Genomic DNA, 24,828 nt, shown 5'->3' on the forward strand with positions numbered 1-24,828 from the left:
AAATTAGCCAAAGCCATCTCAGAAGTGAGTTGGGCAGAATTTCGTAACATGCTTGAATACAAAGCAAAATGGTACGGGAAAGAACTTGTCGTTGTTGCACGGAATTTCCCGTCCAGTCAACTGTGTTCTGAGTGTGGCTATCAAAATAAAGCCGTTAAGAATCTCACTATTCGTGAATGGAAATGTCCAGAGTGCCATGCTCATCAGGACAGGGATATTAACGCAAGCATAAATCTGAAACAGGAAGCCTTAAGAATTTTAGCTTCCAAGACCGTAGGGACTACGGGGTTAGCCTAATCAAAATCCGACCAGTAGGTTGGAGTTCTTAGGAATCTCTATCTTCAAAATCCAAAGGATTTAAGGTGGAGTAGTTCAAGTATAATAGCTTTACAATGAATTAACTCACAAAACAGAACGGAGATTAAATATATATGTTTAATAAAGAAGAAACGGTTTCGTTTTTAGTTGAATTATTATCTATTAATAGTCCTACCGGTTATACAAAAAAGGCAATAGATTTTTTAAAAAATAGCATTGAAGAAATTGGTTATGAAACAGAAAGAACCCCTAAAGGAAATTTAGTTATTCAAGTAGACGGTCAAGACTCATCCCAAACTCGCGGTCTGAGTGCTCATGTGGATACCTTAGGTTTGATGGTTCGTTCCGTGAATAGCGATGGAACTTTGGCTCTTACTACATTAGGTGGTCCTTTAACACCCACACTTGATGGGGAGTATTGTGAAATTATCACTCGAGACGATAAAGTTTATACAGGAACAATTTTATCAAAATCTCCATCCATCCATGTTTACAAAGATGCTTCTACTAAGAAACGAGATATTGACAACTTAGTTGTTAAATTAGATGAAGCCGTAAAGAATAAGGAAGAAGTCGATAAGCTTGGAATCCTAAACGGTGATATCGTTGCTTATGATCCTAAAGTGGTTGTAACAGATTCTGGATTTATCAAATCAAGATTTCTAGATGATAAAGCTTCCGTTGCACTTTTAGTCAGTATATTAAAAATAATCAAAGAAAAAGATATTGTTCCAGCTACAAATTTGAAATTTATATTTTCAACTTATGAAGAAGTGGGGCATGGAGCTTCCTGGATTCCTGAAGATATTACTGAACTTTTAGCTGTAGATATGGGAGCAATTGGTCTTGATTTAGCTTGTACAGAATTTGATGTTTCTATTTGTGCAAAAGATTCATCTGGTCCTTATGATTATGATTTAACTACGCAATTAATCAATCATGCAAAAGACAAAGATTTAGACTTTGCAGTAGACATTTATCCAATGTACGGTAGTGATGCATCCGCAGCACTAAGCGGTGGAGCTAACATTCGAGCTGCACTAATCGGTCCTGGTGTTTCAAGTAGTCATGGGATGGAAAGAACACACACAGATGCCTTAGAAAATACGTTTAAATTAATTTCCGAATATATCAAACATTAGTTAAAAACTAAATAAAGAAACTGCTAATTTATAGCTACTTTAGCATAGATTAGTAGCTTTTTTTATTGGGTTAGCTATCTCATTTGAAGAGAATACATTAGTATAAACTCTTTAAATAAAAAAATAAGTAGAAATAGACGAGCTAAAGGTAAATATAATTCATATAAAAAGAATTTAAAGGATGGGTAGTCATTGCAAAAAATAATTTTAGATGTCGATACTGGAATTGATGATGCTTTAGCGATTTTATACGCTATGGGAGATGAGCAAGCAGAAGTAATCGGAATCACCACAACTTATGGAAATATTGATCTGAATGAGGCGACACAGAATACATTGGATATTCTTCAATTAATCAATACAGCAGATATTCCAGTATATAAAGGTTCTCTCCATAGTCTATCTGATGAAAAATACATTCGTCGGGAAGTCACTTCTCGAATTCATGGAAAAAATGGAATCGGTGATATCCAAATTGAAATTTCAGCATATAAACCCGAAAAGGAAACGGCTGTTGACTATTTGATAGAAGCGGCGCTTAAGTATGGTAAAGAATTGAAAATTGTTTGTGTAGGCCCGTTAACAAATCTAGCCCATGCCTATAAGAAAAATCCTGAAGCCTTTCTTCAAATTGAAGAAATTGTCATTATGGGAGGAGCCTTGACGGTTCCTGGGAATGTAACGAGCTTTGCAGAAGCAAATATTATAGAAGATGCAGTAGCAGCTAAAACAATTTTCGAAAGTAATTTACCTTTAAAAATAGTAGGCCTTGACGTCACAATGCGAACAATACTTACTCAAAAAGAAACAGAGGAATGGTGGAAATATAATACTAACCACAGTCAAGCAATAGCGGAAATGACAGACTATTACTTTAAATCTTATAAAGAACAACTAGGTTTTGACGGTTGTGCGTTACATGATCCTCTAGCTGTCGGTATTGCCTTATATCCAGAATTAGCTGAAACATTAGCGATTGATTTAACCGTTGAATTGAAAGGACCTGCAAAAGGTCGCACGATTGGAAATTACGAAAAACTAAATCAGAAAAATCCTTCCACAGAAGTTTGTATTCAAATTGATCACACTAAATTTCTGTCTTTCTTTATGGAAGCAATAGAAAAAGTATTAAACTAATTTAAAAATTAAATGAAATTTTTGCCTCGTACATTAAAGTACGAGGTTATTTTTATTTTTTTATAAAGAACACGAATCATATTTTTTAAATATGTAAATAGTTCTTCTTTATATCGTTTAAAGTAATGAATATCCATTTTATATAATTATCGTTTATTTTTAATGATCTCCTATGCTAAAGTACAGATAATTCATCAACAAAGGAGTTTATTACTTTATGACTGAAATAACAAAAGTCATCTTAGATTCTTATTTTCATGCGCCACAGTGGCCACAGGCAGGTATTGCTTTAGATGCTCCTTTAGATGTATGGCTGGATGAACATAGCTTTCCGCTTGAAGCGAAATATGCAGATATAGATTTTGCACGTCTTGTTTATTCAGATCTTATTCAACAATTACTGGCACGAGGGACAACAACTGCGCTATATTTTGGAACGATTCATAAAAAAACTAATCTAGAATTGGTTAAAATTTCTGCAAAACCTGTATAGCGTGCATTAGTTGGGAAAGTTGTGATGGATGATAAAGAAGGAACTCTGGATTTTTATCGTGATGAATCACCAGAAATTGCTTTGCATGAAACAGAAGAATTTATTCAAGAAGTAGGAGAATATGGGAAAAATATTCCTCAAGGTGAATATATTTTACAACGGATTTTATATCTATCTACACAGGCAAATATTAAAGAAGTTTATGTTCAAGGCCATCTAGTTCATAAAAGATAAAAGGAGATCGAGAGGATTAAACAACTAATTGGGCTATTTATATTGTAGGGATTCCTTTAATACTTACGATGGGGCTAATTTTATTACCAAATGAAGTTATCGAATCAGCACCACAAATTATTCAGTATTTCTTGAGTTCGCGATAGCTGTTAGTGCAATAGTTGCCATTTTATTAAATAAATTAATTCTAATCCCAAATAATAAATGATGTAGATAAATCCTCCAAAAAGCTCAAGATTTTATTTTTGAGCTTTTTTAAATAAAAGGTACAAAATTTCATAATTAACTAGTAATATATGAAATTATATCTTTTATATGCTATAATACAATTTATAGAAAGCGTTTTATATAAAAGTTAAGGAGGGGTGTTGTTTAGTTAAAAGAGTAGAGGCCACTTTCAAAAATTCTTAAAGAAAAGAGGAATTACAGATGGCAAAAAGAACAAACGAAGACTTGTTAAATGATATCTTACAAAACGTAGGTGGAATAAATAATATTCGCTCTGCAACAAACTGCATGACACGCATGCGTATTCAGTTAAATGATGATAGTAAAGTGAACCAAGAACAACTTGAGAATATTGAAGGCGTAATGGGAGTAGTTGATGCAGAAACACTTCAGATTGTTGTTGGTCCTGGGACAGCTCGAAAACTTACTGAATTATTAGTGACCGAACATAAAATTCCTGAAAACCCAGAGGCTCAGACTGAAACAGAAGATTGGCGGGATACCAAACAAGATATAAAAGATCGTCAAAGTAAAGGTAGAGGTAAAAAAACACTAGAAACGATAGCTAATATCTTTATACCGATGATTCCTGCTATTATTGCTGCAGGACTGTTCCAAGGATTTAGTAGTTTGATTGGAACAATGCTTGGAGAAGGAACTATAAATGGTGCTTTCTGGGAAGTTACACAAACATTTTTTGCTCTTATTGGTAATAGTTTTTTAGGTTATTTTGCAGTCTTTACTGGGGTAAATGCAGCTAAAGAGTTTAAAGCAACTGAAGCATTAGGTGGTATGCTTGGAGCAATGTCCATTGCTGCGCCACTAATTGACTTATCTACTCACTTTGGTCTATATGATGCCGAAGAACCTCTGAACTCCATATTGACAACAGGTAAGGGAGGGATCATCGGTGTAATTATTGGCGTTTGGATATTAGCTCAGATAGAGAAATTCGTCCGTAGACGCATACCAGATGTATTAGATATTATGCTTTCACCAGTGATTACCTTGCTTATTGCAGGATTAATTATGGTGTTCATTGTTATGCCAGTATCAGGAGTTTTATCAGATTGGCTTGTTTCTTTCCTCAGTATTTTTATAGGTTCTGAAAATACGATAGTCAGTATTTTATCCGGTTATATTCTAGCCGCTGTTTTCTTGCCAATGGTTTTACTAGGATTACATCATGGATTAATTCCTATCTATGCGATCCAACTAGAAACATTAGGTGGGGTTAGTTTATTCCCAGTACTAGCTATGGCGGGAGCTGGTCAAGTTGGTGCCGCTATTGCTATTTATATGATCGCAAAGAAAGCCAATGATAAAAGAATGGAAGGTGTTATTGCCGGTGGTTTACCAGCCGGAATTTTAGGGATTGGAGAACCGCTTATTTACGGGGTTACTCTTCCCATGGGTAAACCTTTTGTTACAGCTGGATTAGGTGCTGGTTTTGGTGGAGCTTATGTGATGATGATGGGCGTTACTGCCAGTGCTTGGGGACCATCCGGATGGGTAGCACTTCCGCTTATGCAAGGAACAAGTTCTATGTTACATTTTGGGATCGGGTTACTTATTTCCTATATTGCTGGTTTCATTATTACTCGATTAGTGATTAAAGAAGAAGATTTGACCAATGTCTAAAAATAAACAAATTTAATATTTTTATAAAAGCTCAAGACAAGATGTCTTGGGCTTTTATATATTCCATGAACACAAACTTTATCACATAAAAGAGCTAAACCTTAATAAAAGAAAAGTCAAAGCTTTGCTTTTGAATATTTGTTAATATATAATTATATTCGAAAAAGTAAAGGAGGAACGATATGGATTTTGGAAGTTTAATTAAATCTAAACGAAAAGAACTAGGTTTAACTCAAAAAGAACTTTCTGAAGGAATATGTACTCAAGCTTTAATTAGTCGAATTGAAAAAGGAGATATCGTACCTCAAAATTCTATATTACAACAACTTGGAAGTCGTTTACAACTTAATGATAAAGAACTTAGTACTTTAGCGTATAAGACAAGATATGATAATGAAATAGATGAGCTTAAAAGAAATATAAGAAGAGCGTTAACCAGAAGAGATTATGATTATATTGAAAAAATTCTAGAACAAAATAAAATACTCATCAATAATACAAACAATGAAAATGATCAAGCCTTCTTCACTTGGATGAATGCTTCTTTACAAGATAAATTATACAATCAAAAAGATAAAGCTTTAAAAATATTGACAGAAATACCATTGCTTAATTTAGAAGACGAACTTGCCATTGAGATTTTAAATGCCATTGGAGTTATCTATTATCAAGGTAATGAGTTTAAGCAAGCGTTAAATGTTTTTCAACATGCTGTTAGTATGATAGAAGATAATATTGATTATATGGTTCAAACAAAACTATTATTTAACTATGCCTTAACATTGGAAGAATATGATGAAGATAAAAAAGCTTTAGATTATATCATTCAAGCAATTGAAAGACTTATTATAGAAGATTCCATGTATTTACTTGGAGATTTATACCACACTAAGGGTTTTGTTCTTAGAAAACTTGGACATTTAGAAGAAGCTAAAAAAAGTAACCAACTAGCCCTCAGTATTTTCGAAATACAAAATAATATTAAATTTAAGGTAATGACGCAATTAGAAATTAAAGAAATTAACCATTTATTGCAAAAAGTTATTCCCATCGATTATTATAAATAAATTTCAAAATATAGATAGGAGGTTCTAGCATGAAAAAATCTTTAAATAAAAGAATGTTTGCCGTCATTGTGCTATCATTTTTTAGTTTTGGCTTTTTTTCAAAAGTTATTCCTTTTGGACCAAAACTACCCCCAGTCGAGTTTACACAAACATTTGAAAAAATAGAAATTGTTAGAAATGCCTAGTCGAATGTAAAATAAATCAATATAATTTATCTTTGCTCAGAAATAATCTAAAACTAAATAAGAGTTTTTTTGAGACTTTGTCTGCAGAATATAATGGTTAAAACAAAAATAACAACAGGTCAGCAGACTTTTTAAATTGTTGTTATTTTTAAATATTTTCGTTAGTTCAAATGAAAGGAATGATTAAATGATAACTTCGGGAGAGAGAATTAGAGAATTAAGAATTCATCGTAAAAAAAGCCAGCAAGAGCTAGCGAATGAATTAGGTTATAAAACTTATACCACCATTTCAAAATGGGAAGCAGATAAAGCATTACCACCAGCAAATGATTTAAAGAAATTAGCGCTTTATTTTGAAGTTTCTACTGATTATCTTTTAGGATTGAAAGAGTCACCAACCTATTTTATTACAGAAGATGTTCATAATACAGCTAAAATAAATATTATTGGCACTTTAAATGTGAACTATCAAGATAAGATTCTTTCACCTTCTGAGAAAGAGTCTATCCCTCAAATAGAAGTTCCACAATATGTTTTAGAAGAAGATCCGGATAAATATTTTGTCACAGAGGTTCGGACCGATTCTTTTAATCGCCGAATCAACAGTGGAGATAATGTGGTTGTTTTAGATGCTACAAAAGCTGAAAACTTACATTTAGATAGCGGAAGTATCCTTATTATTAAAATGGAGGATAATTATAGAATCTTGCTATTCAAAAAGACAGATTCTATGATTTATCTTGAGCCTTTCTCACATTTGAATGGTTTTGAAACCTTAACTTACTCCAAAGAACAGTTTGAACAGGTAGAAGTTATTGGAAAAATTGTTTATGTCTTTCGTAAATTTGATTAATAAATACCCCTAATTAAATAACATTTAAAAGCTATTCATCTTTTTGAATAGCTTTTTTGAATTATTTTAAGACAAGAACAAGTATGAATTTATATTGAATTATTTTTGATGATAGCATTGTTTTAATGTGCAAAAACGATATAATTAAAGAGACTGTATAGTTATAGCAATCAAATATTAAGTAATTTACTATTGGAGGAAAGATATGAACATTCAAGATATGCTATTTGAATTTCTAGGCGGCTTGGGAATTTTCTTATTTGGATTAAATTTCATGGGAGAGGGGTTGCAAAAAGCTGCTGGCGATAATTTGCGTTCTATTTTAAATACTTTTACTTCAACACCTTTACGTTCTATTTTAGCTGGAGCGGTAGTGACTATTCTCATTCAAAGTAGTTCAGCTACAACAGTATTAACAGTTGGTTTAGTTAGTGCCGGTTTTATGTCTTTAAGACAAGCTATTGGTGTTATAATGGGAGCAAATATTGGGACAACGATTACGGCCTTTATTATCGGTATTGATATTGGATCTTATGCTTTACCTATTATTGCTGTTGGTTCCTTTATGATTTTCTTTTCTAAAAAAGCAATTATACAAAATATTGGTAAAATTATTTTGGGTTTTGGAGCACTTTTTATTGGTTTAGAGTTGATGGGTTCGGGAATGGCTCCATTAGAAGATCTTCCTCAATTCAAAGAACTTATGATTAAGTTTTCTGACAGCCCATTATTAGGCGTTTCTGTAGGAACGGTCTTAACTCTTGTTGTTCAAAGTTCCAGTGCTTTAATTGGTATTCTTCAAGAAATGTTCTTACATGGGACAATGACTTTAAATGCTGCTTTGCCCATATTATTTGGAAGTAACATTGGAACGACAATTACGGCTGTATTAGCTGCTTTAGGAACAAGTATTGTTGCCAAACGCACTGCTGCCTCACATGTTATTTTTAACTTAGTGGGTACAATTATTGTTATGTTATTATTAAATCCTTTTACATCGCTTATCGTTATTATTGCAGATTATTTAAATTTAAGTCCTGCTATGCAGATTGCTTTTGCACATGGGTTATTTAATATATTAAATGTTTTCGTTCAAATGTGGTTTATCAATCAAATTGCAGACTTTGTTACGCGAATCATTCCTGGCGAACCAGAAATCCTCAGTTATGATGATACTCGTTTAGATCAAAGTTTAATTCAATCAGCACCTACTATGGCTTTAAATCAAGTTAAATTAGAAATTGAACACATGAGTGAAATTGTAATGGATGAAGTGCATACAACCTATAAATATTTTGAAAATCGAGATGAAAAAGATTTTGATAAAGCATCTAAACTCGAGGAAATTACCAATGAAATTGATATGAAATTAACCGAATATTTAATGCTAATTTCTACAACTGAACTTCCATTAAAAAATTCAAATGAACATACTACGTTAGTTGAAGTCACCAAATATTTAGAACGTATTGGAGATCATGCAGTACATATTTTAACTAATGTGAAGGAAGGAAATATACTAGCTAAGAAATCAGCCAAAAATAGCGAAGCGTCGGAATTTTTATTCGATGAAGACGTCCTCCGTATGTTTACTTTAATTGAACAAAATATTAAAGAAGCTGTAGAATCCTTTATAACAAATAACCGTGAATTAACAAATAAGGTTATGGAAAGAGAAAAAGAAATTAATGCCTTAGAAGAGCAACTACGTGATAAATACATTGATCTATTAAATCAAGGCGTGGGCCGTCCTTCAGATAGTATTATGTTTGTGGATATTGTTTCTAGTCTAGAACGAATGAGTGACCATGCCGTAAGAATAGCAAGACATGCTGAAGGTTCTCGTTATCCTTTCCAAAGTCCAGACGCTCCAACAATAGGGGTCGAATTAAAAGAACCGGCAAATTAAAACTTATGAATAAAAGACAAGATGTCATGTCTTGTCTTTTTCATTTTTAATTAGAGATTTTAAGTAGAAAGGAAACTAATGAGAAAGAATAAAGATATTAAACGAGCAATCATATTAAATCCTTTGGTTATTATTATCTATGGGCTAGCCTGTTACTATTTAGCGGAGCTTGCACGTTATGGTGGTGTTAAAAGAAGAGTGCCGATCATCATTTTTATGTTATCCCTTCTTATTATTTGGTTTATTTATTCTTTTTTCAAAATGCGAAAGCAAAAATCGAAGTCAAATCAAATAGAACTTTCAAAGGATTCACTTAAAATGATACAAACCAGTAAATGGTGGTTTGGCTTGACAGTGCTGGCGTTTATTTTCATCACTTCGTATACCGGGTATGACATTTACCAAAGTGCTATTCCATATAATGGAAAATTGTCATGGGTTATTCAGCAGATCCGTTCAGAAAGAGAAGTTCCTTTTACTCGTAAAAATATTTATGAGGATGGTTTACTCGGACTGATTGAAGATGTAAATCAGAAAGTTGAATTGCCTGATGAGTTATATCTATCAAATGAAGTCGATCTTTCTTTTACTAAAGAGGGACAAATCACTAAATTTTATGGTTTCATATATGGTAAAAATACAAAAGGGGAGACAGATACTTTTTTATTGTCTTATGATGAAAAGAAAAACCAAAATCTCCAGATTTATTTAGACAATTACCTAGAAGCTACTTATGATAAAGACAAGTTACTTCAACCTTTAATAGATGGTTTAGAAGTGATCCCTTTAGATGAAATATTTAAAGAATTAGATGTAGAACTCTTTGAATTAAATTATGCGGGTTTTGAAGTAAGCCCCAACAATATGGAATGGAAAAATCAATACTATAATGAAGAAGGTCTCCTTGATATACCTTATAGTACTGACGATTATGTGGGGTATTCCTTTAAGATACATGAAACTGATGGTTCTGAACTGGCATATTTAAAATTTAATTTTGTTTCTTACGATCCTGTAGCTATTGAAAAATACGTAGAACAAAAAGCTAAAGAAGAAGCCCAAGAAGCAGATCCAAATTATTTTCCAGAAGAAGCGATCGCAGAGGAATATTTTCTAAATGAAAAGATTGGTTATCAACTTGTGGAAATTGATGCTGCTTTAGGCAGTCGATTTTATGGATTAAGAAAAACGGAAGATGGAGGGCTTACCTGGACCATGCATAATGAAGCTCCTTTTCTTGATCGGGCAGGAATTGCTGCAGGTTTAACATTCATCGACGAAGAACTTGGATTTATTGCATTATCTCATAATGGTGGAAATGAAGCTGATTTATTTAGAACATCAGATGGTGGGGTGACCTTTGAGCCGGTTGAACTTCCTTCAGTCTCTGTTACACAAAATGGAGCAGAATTTGAGCCCTTTGATTTTCCGGAAATGCCTATCGAATCTAATGGGCAACTAATCTTATATGTAAATCAAGGGGCTGATGGAGACTATCAAAAAGATGCAAAAGCTTCCTATGTTTCTGATGATCGAGGACAAACGTTTGAATTTGTAGAAATCGAACGTTGATTATAAATTAAAAATAGGACAACTCTTTTAAAGGAGTGTCCTATTTTTATAAATTAATATCTTTTTTATCTATTTTTTTAATATTCTAATGCTTGTAATTCTTCCAGTGTAATTTCTTCTTCTTGATATCCTTCAACTTGAAAGCCGCTTAAGTTTGCGAATTCTTTTAAAAATATACTATAACCCGTAAGGTCCGTGTTAAAATTATCGGCATTAATTTTATTAATTAGCTTCTCTGTTTCTGCTTGTACTTCAGGGTCTAATTCCCAACTATCTGGACGGAGACGGCCTTCTTCATCGTATTCGGGATGATTGCCATAAAGCATCTTTCGATAAATACGATCTTGATGCATAATCGGTGTTTCATGCGTCCCTTTATCGGCCATCACTCGATAAAGCCCCATACAGTAAACAGGAAAGAAGGGGATAACTGAACTAGCTTTTGTTGTGACAGCTGTTGCTACAACAATAGTTGATTTTCCATTGATGTCTGCTAAAAGCTCATTAATTTTTGCGGATTTTACTTCGCAATCTGCTTTCGCTTGTCCCAATGTACCTTCTCCATAATAGGGTTTGTTTAAATCGGAACCTAAATAGGAATAATTAACAGTTTGGATACCTTCAGCGAGGACATCCGCTTCTTTTAAAGCTTTCATCCACAGTAACCAATCTTCGCCACCCATAACACTCACTGTATCTTCAATTTCCTCTTCAGTAGCCGGTTCTAATGTTTGTTCATAAAACTCTTGTTTTTGCATATTAACATTTGGTCCCACAACTTCTTGGCCGATTGATTTAATTACAGAGGATATTCGTTCACCAGTATCCGGATCAAAACGTATCCCTGAAGCTAAGCTATAAACAACTAAATCAACTTTGCCGTCAAATTCTTTTTTAATATAACGAATGACGTCTTGTTTGGTTTCGTGACTAAAAGCATCTTGAACGAAATTCTTCGCAATTAATCCTTCTTTTTCAGCAGCTTGCTTGAAGTAAATATTATTATACCAACCCGCTGTGCCTAAATTTTTCTCAGATTTAGGTCCTTTTTCGAAAGATAAACCGATCGTGTCAGCTCCTGCACCAAAAGCTAAGCTAATCCGTGTAGCTAAACCATAACTAGAGGAAGCACCAATGATTAACACCTTTTTAGGTCCTTCATAGGCTCCTTGTTCTTTTACATAGTTTATTTGATTTTGAATTTCTTGTTTACACCCAATTGGATTCACGCTTAATGAAACATTCCCACGCAATTTTTGTTCGAATTTGATCATGATGAACCTCCATACAATATGTTAGTACTAGAATAACAGAAATCGTTTAAAGGATATAGCCAAATCATTGATTTAGTTGGGGCCAAGTTACATAAATATTGAAAAGTTTCAGGCGGGGTATGAAGCGGGAGTGAAATCCATAGACCCTGCGATAGAAGTTGATGCACAATAAATTGAGTCGTTCTCTGATGCTGGCCTTGCCCAACAAACAGCGAGTGCGATGTATGCTAATGATGTGGATGTTATTTTTCATGCGGCAGGTAATGCAGGAAATGGAGTAAATACTGAGACGCGTAATCGATTAGAATCAGGGCAAACAAAGATATTTGAGTTATTGGAGTTGGTCGTGACCAATCAGAAGAGGGCGAATAGAAAGAGGGGAACTTTGTTTTAACCTCAACATTAAAAGAGTTGGGTAGAGCTGCTGAAAATGAAGCAAATGATACGATGGACGATAATTTTCATGGTGGCGAACATATTGTGAGTAACTTAGAAGATGGGGATGTCGGAGTTGTTAAAACAAGCCTATCTGATGAAATAAAAAAAGCAGTTGCAATAGCAGAACAGCAAATTATTTATGAGGAAATAAATGTTCCTGAATCTCTTCAATAAAATAAACTAAGCATTATCGAACGATCTACTATCAACGCAATCTTTCTTAGTATATAATTATTTATTAATAGAATAATTACTTTTTAAAAATAACAATATATTGATTAATAAAGTCTGATTACCATTTTGTTGTTAACAATTTAAGGTACCTTAAAGGAGTGTTAAAAATTGAGTATATATTTTTATGGTTGTGTGACACTAGATGGTTATCTTGCTGATAAGAACCATCGTCTTGACTGGCTTCATCAATCTGGAACAGTTACACAAACGGATTACGAAAGCTTCTATAAGAGTATGGACATTACAATCATGGGTAAAAGAACATTTGAGGAAATTGAACAGATGGAGAATATTAGTAGGATATATCCAACAACTAAAAATTATGTATTTACACATTCTGAGAATTTGCCAGCCGAAACCTTTATTCCTAAGAACGAAAATGTAGTTCATTTTGTGAAGAAAATAGAACAAGATAAAAACATTTGGATTGTTGGAGGAAACACGATATTAGCCCCTCTTTTAGATAATGAAATGGTTGATTATATGATTATCCAAGTTGCTCCTGTATTATTAGGGAAAGGGATACCGTTGTTTTCTCAAGAGGAAGGCTTGAAGCATTTTTGTCTAGAGGAAGTTAAAAAGTATGGACCGTTTGCAGAATTAATTTACAGTAAAAATAACTCTTTATAATTATTGATTTCAATAGTAAGCACTAGAAAACGAAAGCTATTTTTTTAGAACGGTTAGTCTTCGTCTGAAATTTAGTGATTTCTTTTTAAAAATAAAGAAAGCGCCATCTTTATTCAGGAAATTATTTATAAGAAGATATGAAATGGAATCAAAAGTGAAAGAGAGGAATAATTAACCAGAAGAAAAAACAGGAGAGAAAGCGGGAGAAAAATCATGGAAATTTTAATGGATGTACTGTTTATGTTAGGCGGAGTTGCTGTATTTATGTATGGTATGAAATTAATGAGCTCCAGTCTAGAACAAAATGCAGGATCAGGAATCCGAAATCTTTTTAAAAAAATGGATAAAAATAGAGGGATTAATTACGGAATTGGAATAGGGGCTACAGCACTTGTTCAGTCATCTTCTGCCACTTCAATTATGACTATTGGACTTGCCCATGCAAATATTGTAACCGTCCAACAGGGGGCTGGATTTATCTTAGGATCAAAGGTCGGTACTACTCTTACGGCATTTATATTTGCTCTTTCAGGACTAAGTACCGGAGCCTTTAATATTAGTTATGTTTTTGCCTCTTTAGCATTTATCGGTGTTATGATAATCTTCTCTACTGAAAATGCAATGCTTAATAAATTTGCTCCTTTTTTAATCGGATTTGGGATGCTGTTTATTGGAATGGAAGTTATGGAAGTGGCACTTGGTGGCGCAGATTCGACTTTAAGTATCGAACTTTCTAAAGTATTTAAATATGACATTATGCAAAATCCTTTTTTACTCGTATTATTAGGAATTCTTTTTGCAGGTATTATACAATCATCAACTGCAGCAACCGGAGTTTTCATTGCTTTCTTAGCTACAGGAGTTATTCAAAATATAGATCAATCATTCTTTCTAGTGATGGGAGCAAATGTTGGAACTTGTTCCGATGGGATTATGGCTTCTTTGACCACGAATGCCAAAGGGAAACGAATTGCCCTGTTTCATTTGATCACAAGTACAATAGGAGCATTAGCTTTTACGATTATTTTGCTTCTTTTCAGAGAGCCTATTGTTGGATTGTTTGAAAATTTATTCCCTGGAAGACCTCAATTTAGTCTTGCAACTTATAACTTTATTTATAACACGATTTATACTTTAGTATTGCTTTTCTTTCTTGATCCGCTGGTAGATTTAGTCAATAAAATGTTCAAGGATAAGGGTGAGGGTGAAGACCAGCAAGAATTAGCCTATATTGATGACCGTTTTTTGAAAACACCTTCCATGGCAATTGAACAAGCATTAAAAGAAACCTATGATATGGCAACTCTTGCAAAGGAAAATATGGATCGTTCTTTTAAAGCATTAATTAATGAAGACCTGAGTGAAAAGAAACAAATCAACGATGTTGAAGAGCGAATTAATTTTTTAGCAATCAGTCTTTCTCGCTATTATATTAAAATTTCAGGAGTTACCCAATCTTCTAGCAATGAAGAGCTAATGGGGAGCTTGCATAATGTAACCAATGATATCGAGCGACTTGGTGACTATGCAATCATATTACTTAATGGAACCAGCGATATGAAGGAAAATGATTGGGAGTTTTTAGATCAGACAAAAGAAGAGCTTAGTGAAATTTATGAACTTATTTCGCATATGTTTGACTTAGGGTTTGATGCATTTAGAACGCGTGAAACAGAACATTTTAGTGAAATTGCAGAACTTCAAAAGAAGGTTGAGAAATTAATATCATTTGCTCGAAACGAACATGTAGTACGTCTAAATTCAGGTGAGTATCCTGTTGGGGTATCGAAGATACTTTATGCCATCTTATTTTCATTTGAAAGAATGTCAGGTCATATTGTGAATCTTGCCTTTTCGATTAGATCTACAACTGGAAGCAAAACAGAAGCCTTAGAAGCTATTGAAAAAGAAAAGAAAACAGTAAAAAATTAATCTTAATTCACTTTATAATGAATCTCCAGGATCTGCATATAAAAAAATAGTAATTCTCGTATAATTATTCCTTCGAGAATTACTATAAATACTAAGTTTATTAAAAAGTAAAATACCTGAGATAAAATACAAAATCTAGATTAGTAGTTGATAGTCAATTTTAAGGGATATTTCCAACTATTCCAAGCATTTTAAGAGGATCTGGTGGATAGACACCAACAATCAAATTTGAAATGAGCTCAGAGACGTCTTAAGATTCTGAAATTATTAATTATAATTATTAAAGATATAGTATCGATAATTAAAGATGATGTGTTATAAAATATTAAAGTTTATTAGCAGAAAGTTTTCTAAGAGAAAATTAAAGTAATTTTTTCTTAGAATTTAATCTGTAATAAGAGGAAAGATCGTTGACAAGAGAAAAAAACGATGTAAAGTTACAAAATTATCTCAAAAGAGAGCAAAAAGAGGGGTAAAAGGTATTTCAAATGAAACTTAGATGGGGATTTATATTTTTATTAATTAGGTTTACATAATATATATTATACTGAGTTATATGTATAAAATTCTTATAAATGGTCAATGTATCTTTGATTTTAAGCACCTATCTTTTCTAATATATTTCTTTGATATCTATTAAATATGAATTAAAGACTTTATTGCTACATTTTACGTCATTATTAACCAACATACACTTAAAGTTAGTTATAAATATTATTCATCAATAGATTTTCTATATATACTAAAAAAGCATTTCTAGCTTGTTGCTGTTGAAATGCTTTTTATAATTATTTATAAATTTTATTACGATGACCGACTTCAAGAGCAAGAACAATTAATTGTTCTTGCTCAATAACACATATCACGCGGTAATTTCCTATACGATAGCGCCATTTTCCTTTGTGATTACCAACTAAAGCTTTACCATGATTTTTAGGGTTATTTGTATTTTGAATATTCAAATCAAGCCAATTCATAATATTTTTCTGTACAAATTTATCCATCTTTTTAATTTGCTTAACAAACCGTTGAGAGTATTTTAGTTTATAAGTTTCCCTCATCCTATAACTCTAATTCTTTCATTAAATCATCATGATCTACAGTTACTGGATCAACTAGATATTCCTCGTATGCTTTCTCTGCAACAATTGCATCATATCTGTTTTCTAAATTTTCTAAGGTGGTTGTTTTTAATAATTCAGACAAACTTTTGCCTTCAAACTTTGCCATTGCATCTAAAAATTGTTTCTCAGATTCAGATACTCTAACCGTTATAGTTGCCATTTAAAGCACTCCTTTATTTTTATTCAATAGTATAATACAACAAAACACAAATGTAGTCAACACATTTGTGTTTTGTTGTATTCGTAATTAGAAAACTTCTATAAAAGTTTTACAAATTTTCTAGCTCAGGAACTAACTGATAATACAGTAAAATTGAGTTGGTAGGAAAGTCTTGACTGACCATCTCAAAAGGAAGATATGCATACTGAATAATCTCATCATCCTTGGTAAAGAAGTAAAAAGCCATCAGCTCCTCACTTCCCTCTTCATTAACATCCATCGCTGGTGTCATCACCTGCTGAATCTTTTCATCGTTAATTTGCATCTCAGCAATTGTATAGACTTTTGGATTTAAATCTTCTATTTCGGATACGGTCATCAATGTCATGAGATCGTTGGCAGATGGAAGATCAGTCATCTCTACGGAATAAAATCCGGGTGTAATCGATGAGAACATGAGATTATCATCTGCATAGTAAAAAGTTAATTCTGCTAAAAATTGAGCTGTTTCTGTATGTTCACTATCTTCTGCAGGTGGATAACGGTAAAAAGTTAATTTTTCGTTTTCACTAACTTCTACTTCATCTTGAAAAACATCTTCTCTTATCCCAATAGAATCCACTAGATCTTGGATTTCTTCGCTAGTAGTTCCATTTAATTCATCAAAATTAGGATCTTCCCCATTAATAATACTTATTTCACCAAGATCAACGTCATCGATGATTGCCTTGTAATCTTCCCAGGCTTGTAAGCCAGGTTCTTCTGTAAAAGTGGTCTCATCTACTAAACTGTTATATGTATGAGCAGGAATTTCTACTTCTGGCTCTGGGACTTCGTTTTCCCCTTCAGTCCCCTCTACTATCGTTTCCTCTGGTACAGGTTCTTCCTTTGGATCTGTAGTCTCCCCATTATCACACGCTGCTAACAAAAATAAACTCGAAAAAATTATAAGTCCTTTTTTATTCATTATCTTCTCCTTTTTAAACATATTATGTACATATCTATTAATGTGTTAATTATACTTTACCTGATATCTGTACTATTTAAAATTATAATGCTTAAGTGATAATAAATAAATTATTAATAGTACATTGATTTCATTATTTTTTTCAAATGAATTGTACACTTTACTTGATTCGTTTGTATCTCATGCTTTATAGTTATATAATGTAAAAAGAATCAAACTATTTTTTGTAGCTTGCAACTACAAGGAGGAATATTTATTATGTCAAAAGATTATCGAGTACTACTCTACTATAAATATGAGCCGATTGAAAATCCGGGAACTTTTAGAGATGAACACCTCGAATTCTGTAAAAGTATCGGATTAAGAGGACGTATTCTTGTTGGTGCAGAAGGAATTAATGGTACTGTTTCAGGTACAATCGCACAAACTGAAAAATATAAAGAATTTTTACATTCTCTTCCAGGCTTTGAAGATGTATGGTTTAAGGAAGATAAAGCAGATGATTATGCGCATAAAAAAATGCATGTACGTTATCGCGAAGAAATTGTTTCATTGAGCCTCGAAGAGGATATTGATCCTGATGAAATAACGGGAGAATATTTAAAACCTCAACAATTTAAAGAGGCAATATTAGATGAAGATACAATTGTTTTGGATACACGAAATGATTATGAATATGATTTAGGTCATTTCAAAGGAGCCCTACGCCCTGAAATTAGAAATTTCCGTGATTTACCAAATTGGGTAAAAGAAAATAAGGAACAATTCATGGATAAAAAAGTCGTTGTTTATTGTACTGGAGGCGTTCGTTGTGAAAAATTCTCTGGCTGGATGCTAAGAGAAGGCCTTGCTAAAGAGGTAGGTCAATTACAAGGTGGAATTGATACTTACGGAAAAGATCCAGAAACTCAAGGTGAACTTTGGGAAGGAAGTATGTATGTCTTTGATGAACGTATATCCGTACCAATTAATCAAGTAGATCCTACTATTGTAGGAAAAGATCATTATGATGGAACTCCTTGTGATCGTTATGTGAACTGTGCAAATCCAGACTGTAATGAACAAGTCCTTATGAGTAAAGAAAATGAAGATAAATATCTTCGAGGCTGTACAGCTGAATGTAGAAAGCACCCTAGAAATCGTTACGTAACAGAACACAATCTTACAGAAAATGAATGGGAAGAACGATTAAATAATATCGGAGAGTCTCTGTATGAAGAAGTTCGCTAAAATATAAAATAATTCCTCTTATCCTTAAGTAAACATTTAGGATAAGAGGAATTTTAATATACGAAATTAGTTGTGATTAGAAACTAATACAAATGCTTCTGTAATGGGTTTTAAAAGATTTTTTTTACGAGTAAAACTTACGTCGTTGTTAATAACAACTAGTTCTAGCACATTTTTACTCGTTTATCTCTTCTATATTCCAGAGTGAAAATCTTCACCTTCACCAGAAAACATATAAGAGCGATGATGAAATCGCATAGACATGACTAATCCAATTCCAATCATATTTCCAAGTAAAGAAGATCCTCCTTGAGAAACAAAAGGAAGTGGAATCCCGGTTACCGGTAATAAACCTATATTCATTCCTACGTTTTCTAACACATGGAACACAATCATCATTATAACTCCTGTTGCAATGTAGGCATAAAATTCGTTTTTTGTATCATAAACAATTTTCACCATATTATATACAAGGACAAAATAAATAAAGATTAAAAAGGAACCCCCTAAAAAACCAAAGTTCTCTCCTATTGTTGTAAAAATCATATCGGATTCTCGAACAGGAACATAGACTTCAGAAACCCCTAAACCTTTACCAATAATTCCCCCAGACCCTATTGCTTTAAATCCTTGGGTGACCTGATAAGAAGTAGCTGTTGTATCGTGATAAGGGTCAAGCCATGTATCTACTCTCAAGAATTGGTATTCACGAAGCCCAAACAAATTTTTTAAAATATCTCGGTTATAAACTACTAAATAAACAGCTCCAACGGCTACTAATAAAACAGATAATATAATGGGTAGCAAAATTTTCCATTGAATCCCCGATAACAGAATCACTCCACCGAGAATCGCAGCAAAGACTAAAGTAGTCCCTAAATCTGGTTGTAACATAATTAAAAATAAAGGTAGAATTGACCATGAAATTAACTTTCCTAGTAAGAGAAAATCACTTTTTACGGTTCGATTTATATATTTAGTGTTATGCAAAGTTGTAGTTTTAGCTAACATTAAGATATATGGAAATTTAACAAATTCCGAAGGCTGCAGCATAAAGTTTATTATAGGTATACTGACCCATCGTTTAGCTCCTGCAGTTGCCGCTAAGCTACGATCATAAAAAATTAAGGTAAGGACTAATACAACAATTCCTATCCAATATAAGTAATCCGTTATTTTCCAAAGTTGCTCAGAATCAAAGAGCATCACTGTTGCTGCTACTCCTGTACCTATTATGTACCAAATGAACTGCATTAGGGTCATCCTTATTCCTTCGCCCTGAATCATTACTGTTGTTGAATATAATGAAAAAAGGCCGATAATTGCTAATAACATAATACAGAGTATGATTCCATAATCTATTCTGGATGTTCTTTCTTTATTGTTATTCACTTTTTTCACTCCTGCTAAGCATCCTTCTAGTCATTTATTTGTGTTTTAATTAAAAAAAGGCCACACTAAAAATATCAGTGCAGGCTCGAAATTCAGAAATCAAGAAAAAATATTTTTTTAATGTAATTTATCCGTCATTCGTCGAGTTTTAGCACTATATGTCGTTAAAATATAAATTTAGCTACATTAAGATTGCCTTATTTCGGCTTATCCTGTTCACCCATTGGCGTCTCTCGACATTTTTGGGCAGTAGCATATATCCATATAGGAGCCTCACCTAACAAAATATATTTAATTAGCATCAAAGACTACTCTAGCACCTTGTTATTTACCTGTCAAGGAACTTTCGGATTCTTCGAGAAATCATCCGTTTTATGGAAAATTCGTTCTAAAACCAGAGCACTAAAACCATAATTTTTCATTTAAGTTTACTTTGATTCGTATTTTTGTTAAATTGTCTTTAATTGAATAAAGATATTCTTTGGATGAGGCGCAAAGGACAATAGTACGTATTTGGGTTTGAACTGTAATTTACAAATATGGAAAGGGAAATTTGCCGAAACACTTTACAAGTTACAGCTTATAAAGTGTTGGGTTGTAAATGAATAATTTGCAAACTGTCAGAGCATTTAGCGTTGATGAGCTTCCCTTGTAATAAATATATTTATTAAACAAGTGCGGAAGTTTCCGGCTTGTTTTTTATTTATCTCTTTATTTTTCATCATACATATCTTTCTTCTAAAAAATAATATTAAGAGGTTGATTCATATGAAAAGTAATATCACAGTCCTGAAATATGGAGGATCAAGTATCAGCAGTTTTGAGAAAATTCAAAAGATAGCTGCTTATTTAAAAGAGCGTGTAGATCATGATGAACAGCTTGTTATTGTAGTTTCTGCGATGGGAAAAATGACAGACGAATTACTTAAAAATGTTGCGCAAATTACAAATAATCCTAATCAAGAAGATTTGGCTATGTTGTTAACAACAGGAGAACAACAATCTATTGCTTATCTTTCAATGGCTTTAAAAGAACTTAGTATAAAATCTAAATCTTTAACGGGTTATCAAGCAGGAATTCAAACCGTTGGACATCATTTAAAAAGTAAAATTGCTTCTATCTCAGCTGAGCGGTTTTTAGAACTTTTTAAATTAAATGATATTATTATTGTAGCTGGCTTCCAAGGATTTAATGAATTTGGTGAATTGACGACCTTAGGACGTGGTGGTTCGGACACTACAGCTGCTGCTATTGCTTCTATTTTAAAGATTCCCTGTGAAATTTATACAGATGTCGATGGAATATATAGTACCGATCCAAGAGTCTATTCAAATGCTAAAAAAATAGACAAAATCTCCGCCGCTGAAATGATGGAAATGTCCTCACTTGGCGCTGGAGTATTAGAAGCCAGATGTGTAGAAATTGCTTTTAATAATAACATTCCATTATATATAGGAAAAACATTATCAGATAAGAAAGGAACATGGATCATGCCCGATGATAAAATGTTAGAAAGAAAAGCTGTAACGGGGGTAGCTTTAGATGAGGATGTTATTCAAGTCTCACTCTCCTACCCTACGACGGACTTTAAATTATTGAATGATTTGTTTAATTTATTAGATGAAAGTGAAATCAATATTGATATGATTTCTCAAATTGATGATGAAAAACACTTGCAATTTAGCTTTACAGCAAAACATAATGACCGAATTCAAATTGAAGCTCTGACAAGTGTTTTAAAAGAGTCCTACCAAGAGCTCGAAGTTATAATTAACCAAGAATTTGTTAAGTTATCAGTCATTGGTGCAGGGATGCGCGACATGCATGGAGTCGCTTCTAAAGTGTTCCGTACATTAATTGAGAATGAGATTCCTTTTTCACAAGTGACGACCTCACAGATTAGTATTACATTCTTAATTGATGCAGAGAATGATCAAAAAGCAACACATATTCTTTGCGAATCCTTTAATTTATAACATATGGGGGTATTATTTATGACAAAAGTAGCAGTAATAGGTGCAACTGGGTTAGTGGGTTCCACTATCCTACAATTATTAGAAACCAAAAATATAGAAATCTCTGAACTTGTACTCTTTGCTTCAAAACGATCAGCAGGAAAAAAAATACCATTTAAAGATTATGAGTTAACTGTACGGGAATTAACTGAAGCAGCAACTAAAGAGCCCTTTGATTATGTCTTAATGTCTGCTGGAGGCCAAACAAGTTTACATTATTCTCCTCTTTTTGAAGAGAACGGAGCAGTCGTTATTGATAATTCGAGTGCTTGGCGAATGAATCCTGAAATTGATTTAATTGTTCCAGAAGTCAATCACCCTTCTTTAGATAGGAAAATTATTGCGAATCCAAATTGTTCAACCATTCAATCAGTCTCTCCTTTAAAAATTCTTCAAGATGCTTTTGGATTAACTCGAGTGGCCTATACCACATATCAGTCTGTTTCAGGATCTGGCTGGGCTGGGATTGAAGACTTGAACCGTGGGGAGCGTGGAGAAGACCCATTAAATTATCCATACCCCATTTATGATAATGTTCTTCCTCATATCGATGATTTTTTAGAAAATGGATATACTAAAGAAGAAGAAAAGATGATTGATGAAACACGTAAAATTCTAGACTTGCCTGAATTACCCGTCACGGCTACATGTGTTCGTGTTCCCGTTAAATCTTCACATTCTATTGCTATGAACGTGACATTTGAAGAAAGTCCTACAGTTAAGGAAGTTAAACAGGTGTTTAGAAATAAACCAGGTATTACATTAAAAGATGATCCTGATCATTTAGAGTACCCTATGCCAATTGATGCTGCAGGCAAAGATGATATTATCGTTGGTCGCATTCGTAAGGATAATAGTTTAGAAAATACTTTTCATGTTTGGTCAGTAAGTGATAATATTTTAAAAGGTGCTGCTCTTAACGCTGTACAAATATTGAATCAATTGCTTAAAGAAGAGACAAAATAATTTTTTGTGAAGAAAATAGATTAAAACTCGAAAGGGGAATATTAAAATGACTTTATTATTTGAAGGGGTTTCTGCTGCTGTTACGACACCCTTTAAAAATGGCGAAATCGATCTAGAGAGCTTAAAAAATCATTTGCAATTTTTAAAAGATAATGATATTCAAGCTTTTATAATTAATGGAACAACAGGTGAAGGATCAACATTAACGGATGTTGAAAAAAGACAGACAATAAAAACGGCTGTTGAGGTAGCTAATAAAGAAATACCTGTGATTGCAGGTACTGGATCTAATGATACACAAGCTTCTATTGATAATTCCTTAGAAGCTAAGAAACTTGGCGTAGACGGTGTATTAATGATTACACCTTACTATAATAAAACAACTCAAGAAGGTGCTATCGCGCATTTTACAGCTATTGCTGAGGCTCTTGTAGACCTACCAATCATCTTATATGATGTGCCTGCTCGTACAGGTATGTCGTTAGAAGCAGATACAGTTGCTCAGTTAGCAAAAATACCGAATATTGTTGGATTGAAAGATGCAACCGGTGATTTAGCAAACTTGACAAGAATGCAAAACTTAGTAGATGAAGACTTTGCTTTCTATGGAGGAAATGATGATACAGCCCTTCCTTTTTATGCTGCAGGTGGAAGAGGCTTAATTTCAGTGGTAGCAAATGTTCTACCTAGCGAACATCAAAAGCTCTATGAACTAACACAGACCGACCCTAAAGAAGCGGTAAAACTAAATAACCTTCTTTTCCCTTTTACGGATGCTATTGGTGCAGAGCTAAATCCCATTTCAATTAAAGCAGTTGTTAGCCATATTGGATTTGGTGAATACGAATTACGTCTTCCGCTAGTTGGTTTAGAAGGCCAAGTGATTACTCATTTAATCGATTCATATCAGTCTTTAAAAGAAGGGATCAATCATCTATGAAAATCATATTAGTAGGTTATGGTGCTATGGGACAACGAGTTGCAGCTTTATCAAAAGAACGTGGTTATAAAATTGAAGCAGTTATGGTTCCAGAAGGCGAAGAAACACCTTATCTAACCGTTCATAGTTTTAAAGAGTTTCCTGAGGCAGATGTCGTGATTGATTTCTCACATCCTAATTTAACTCTCGAAATGCTAGAGACAGAAGAAATGACGTTACCTTTAATTATTGCAACCACAGGTGAAAAAGAGAAAATTATTGAAAAAGCGAAAAGAAAAGCTGAAAAACAACCAGTCTTCTTCAGCCCGAATATGAGTTATGGAGTTCATGTCATGACAAAACTTGTAGCATTAGCAACTGAATTACTTGATGATTATGACATTGAATTACTAGAAAAACACCACAATCAAAAGGTAGATGCTCCTAGCGGGACCTTAAACTTACTTTTAGATACGATTAAAGAGGTTCCTAATCGAAGAGACGCTAAAGCAGTTTATAATCGCCATGAAAAACTAGAAAAACGTAAAGAAAATCAAATTGGAGTCTCTTCCGTACGAGCTGGAACAATTGTTGGAGAACATGATGTGTTTTTTGCTGCATTAGATGAAGAAATTACAATTAGCCATCGAGCTCAATCGAAAGATATTTTTGCAAATGGTGCTTTACAAGTTGCTCCGAAATTACTAGATAAAGAACCAGGTTTTTATACATTCGACAATCTATAAAATATAAAAGACGTAGATAAA

Annotated in this window: 23 protein-coding genes, 1 pseudogene and 2 riboswitches; of the genes and pseudogenes, 19 read left to right on the plus strand and 5 right to left on the minus strand. The window is 33.2% G+C overall.

Features of this window, described 5'->3' with window-relative positions; all coding sequences use genetic code 11:
* From BUB96_RS05615 to BUB96_RS05660, 10 genes and pseudogenes are all read left to right on the plus strand, one after another.
* On the plus strand, positions 1-297 hold a 297-nt coding region (locus tag BUB96_RS05615; protein ID WP_143274283.1), incomplete at its 5' end, for an RNA-guided endonuclease TnpB family protein.
* 134 nt (positions 298-431) lie between these two features.
* Entirely contained in the window at positions 432-1,460 is a 1,029-nt protein-coding gene (locus BUB96_RS05620) for a M42 family metallopeptidase (protein WP_073297643.1), read from the plus strand.
* 192 nt (positions 1,461-1,652) lie between these two features.
* Positions 1,653-2,597, plus strand: coding sequence for a nucleoside hydrolase (locus BUB96_RS05625; RefSeq protein ID WP_073297645.1), 945 nt, complete (start codon positions 1,653-1,655; stop codon positions 2,595-2,597).
* A 241-nt stretch (positions 2,598-2,838) separates the two neighbouring features.
* Positions 2,839-3,240, plus strand: a pseudogene (locus BUB96_RS10155) (guanine deaminase); the annotation flags it as partial.
* A 513-nt stretch (positions 3,241-3,753) separates the two neighbouring features.
* Positions 3,754-5,193, plus strand: coding sequence for a PTS transporter subunit EIIC (locus tag BUB96_RS05640; protein WP_073297659.1), 1,440 nt, complete (start codon positions 3,754-3,756; stop codon positions 5,191-5,193).
* 182 nt (positions 5,194-5,375) lie between these two features.
* Positions 5,376-6,260, plus strand: a complete 885-nt coding sequence (locus BUB96_RS05645) for a helix-turn-helix domain-containing protein (RefSeq protein ID WP_073297661.1) — start codon at positions 5,376-5,378, stop codon at positions 6,258-6,260.
* Between the two features lie 29 nt (positions 6,261-6,289).
* Positions 6,290-6,445 carry a hypothetical protein gene (locus tag BUB96_RS10405; protein WP_159431725.1) on the plus strand — a complete coding sequence of 52 codons (156 nt, stop codon included), beginning with the start codon at positions 6,290-6,292 and terminating at the stop codon, positions 6,443-6,445.
* Between the two features lie 187 nt (positions 6,446-6,632).
* On the plus strand, positions 6,633-7,298 hold the full coding sequence (locus BUB96_RS05650) for an XRE family transcriptional regulator (RefSeq protein WP_073297663.1): 666 nt from the start codon (positions 6,633-6,635) through the stop codon (positions 7,296-7,298).
* Positions 7,299-7,503: 205 nt separating this feature from the next.
* Positions 7,504-9,207, plus strand: coding sequence for a Na/Pi cotransporter family protein (locus BUB96_RS05655; RefSeq protein WP_073297665.1), 1,704 nt, complete (start codon positions 7,504-7,506; stop codon positions 9,205-9,207).
* A gap of 78 nt (positions 9,208-9,285) precedes the next feature.
* Positions 9,286-10,779 (plus strand): WD40/YVTN/BNR-like repeat-containing protein, encoded by a 1,494-nt coding sequence (locus BUB96_RS05660; protein WP_084136891.1) that lies wholly within the window; start codon positions 9,286-9,288, stop codon positions 10,777-10,779.
* A gap of 77 nt (positions 10,780-10,856) precedes the next feature.
* On the opposite strand, the gene fabV is transcribed toward BUB96_RS05660, so the two are convergent.
* A complete protein-coding gene (gene fabV / locus BUB96_RS05665; protein ID WP_200789048.1) occupies positions 10,857-12,053 on the minus strand; it encodes an enoyl-ACP reductase FabV in 1,197 nt (398 codons plus the stop codon).
* 172 nt (positions 12,054-12,225) lie between these two features.
* Between fabV and BUB96_RS10625 the strand changes: the two genes are divergently transcribed.
* The 4 genes from BUB96_RS10625 to BUB96_RS05685 all read left to right on the plus strand — a co-directional run bounded on the left by BUB96_RS10625 (position 12,226) and on the right by BUB96_RS05685 (position 15,287).
* Positions 12,226-12,447, plus strand: a complete 222-nt coding sequence (locus BUB96_RS10625) for a BMP family ABC transporter substrate-binding protein (RefSeq protein ID WP_143274284.1) — start codon at positions 12,226-12,228, stop codon at positions 12,445-12,447.
* 17 nt (positions 12,448-12,464) lie between these two features.
* Positions 12,465-12,665, plus strand: a complete 201-nt coding sequence (locus BUB96_RS10630; protein WP_073297667.1) for a hypothetical protein — start codon at positions 12,465-12,467, stop codon at positions 12,663-12,665.
* Between the two features lie 168 nt (positions 12,666-12,833).
* Positions 12,834-13,355 (plus strand): dihydrofolate reductase family protein, encoded by a 522-nt coding sequence (locus BUB96_RS05680; RefSeq protein WP_073297674.1) that lies wholly within the window; start codon positions 12,834-12,836, stop codon positions 13,353-13,355.
* A 213-nt stretch (positions 13,356-13,568) separates the two neighbouring features.
* On the plus strand, positions 13,569-15,287 hold the full coding sequence (locus tag BUB96_RS05685; protein ID WP_073297676.1) for a Na/Pi cotransporter family protein: 1,719 nt from the start codon (positions 13,569-13,571) through the stop codon (positions 15,285-15,287).
* 788 nt (positions 15,288-16,075) lie between these two features.
* Here the strand turns inward: BUB96_RS05685 and BUB96_RS05690 are convergent.
* From BUB96_RS05690 to BUB96_RS05700, 3 genes are all read right to left on the minus strand, one after another.
* Complete coding sequence (locus BUB96_RS05690; RefSeq protein ID WP_073297678.1) at positions 16,076-16,348, minus strand: type II toxin-antitoxin system RelE family toxin; 273 nt, start codon at positions 16,346-16,348, stop codon at positions 16,076-16,078.
* A gap of 1 nt (position 16,349) precedes the next feature.
* Complete coding sequence (gene relB, locus BUB96_RS05695; protein ID WP_073297680.1) at positions 16,350-16,571, minus strand: type II toxin-antitoxin system RelB family antitoxin; 222 nt, start codon at positions 16,569-16,571, stop codon at positions 16,350-16,352.
* Positions 16,572-16,680: 109 nt separating this feature from the next.
* A complete protein-coding gene (locus BUB96_RS05700; RefSeq protein ID WP_073297682.1) occupies positions 16,681-17,538 on the minus strand; it encodes a hypothetical protein in 858 nt (285 codons plus the stop codon).
* A 258-nt stretch (positions 17,539-17,796) separates the two neighbouring features.
* On the opposite strand from BUB96_RS05700, the gene trhO reads away from it, so the two are divergent.
* On the plus strand, positions 17,797-18,768 hold the full coding sequence (trhO, locus tag BUB96_RS05705; protein ID WP_073297684.1) for an oxygen-dependent tRNA uridine(34) hydroxylase TrhO: 972 nt from the start codon (positions 17,797-17,799) through the stop codon (positions 18,766-18,768).
* A gap of 192 nt (positions 18,769-18,960) precedes the next feature.
* Here trhO and BUB96_RS05710 read toward each other — a convergent pair whose 3' ends face one another.
* Positions 18,961-20,160, minus strand: coding sequence for an FtsW/RodA/SpoVE family cell cycle protein (locus BUB96_RS05710; protein ID WP_234945806.1), 1,200 nt, complete (start codon positions 20,158-20,160; stop codon positions 18,961-18,963).
* Between the two features lie 126 nt (positions 20,161-20,286).
* A riboswitch (M-box (ykoK) riboswitch) is annotated at positions 20,287-20,452 on the minus strand.
* Positions 20,453-20,637: 185 nt separating this feature from the next.
* Positions 20,638-20,814, plus strand: a riboswitch (Lysine riboswitch).
* Positions 20,815-20,928: 114 nt separating this feature from the next.
* On the opposite strand from BUB96_RS05710, the gene BUB96_RS05715 reads away from it, so the two are divergent.
* The 4 genes from BUB96_RS05715 to dapB are packed head-to-tail and all read left to right on the plus strand — an operon-like array spanning position 20,929 to position 24,807.
* Positions 20,929-22,137: an aspartate kinase gene (locus BUB96_RS05715; protein ID WP_073297686.1), complete on the plus strand. Its 1,209-nt coding sequence runs from the start codon at positions 20,929-20,931 to the stop codon at positions 22,135-22,137.
* Between the two features lie 18 nt (positions 22,138-22,155).
* The gene (locus BUB96_RS05720) at positions 22,156-23,142 is read left to right on the plus strand and encodes an aspartate-semialdehyde dehydrogenase (RefSeq protein WP_073297689.1); all 987 of its coding nucleotides are present in this window, start codon (positions 22,156-22,158) and stop codon (positions 23,140-23,142) included.
* 46 nt (positions 23,143-23,188) lie between these two features.
* A complete protein-coding gene (gene dapA / locus BUB96_RS05725) occupies positions 23,189-24,082 on the plus strand; it encodes a 4-hydroxy-tetrahydrodipicolinate synthase (protein ID WP_073297691.1) in 894 nt (297 codons plus the stop codon).
* Entirely contained in the window at positions 24,079-24,807 is a 729-nt protein-coding gene (dapB, locus tag BUB96_RS05730; protein ID WP_073297693.1) for a 4-hydroxy-tetrahydrodipicolinate reductase, read from the plus strand. Before dapA ends, dapB begins: the two co-directional genes overlap by 4 nt.
* The last annotated feature ends 21 nt before the right edge of the window (positions 24,808-24,828 follow it).

Source organism: Atopostipes suicloacalis DSM 15692 (assembly GCF_900129085.1).
In the GTDB taxonomy this organism is placed as follows: Bacteria; Bacillota; Bacilli; order Lactobacillales; family Carnobacteriaceae_A; genus Atopostipes; species Atopostipes suicloacalis.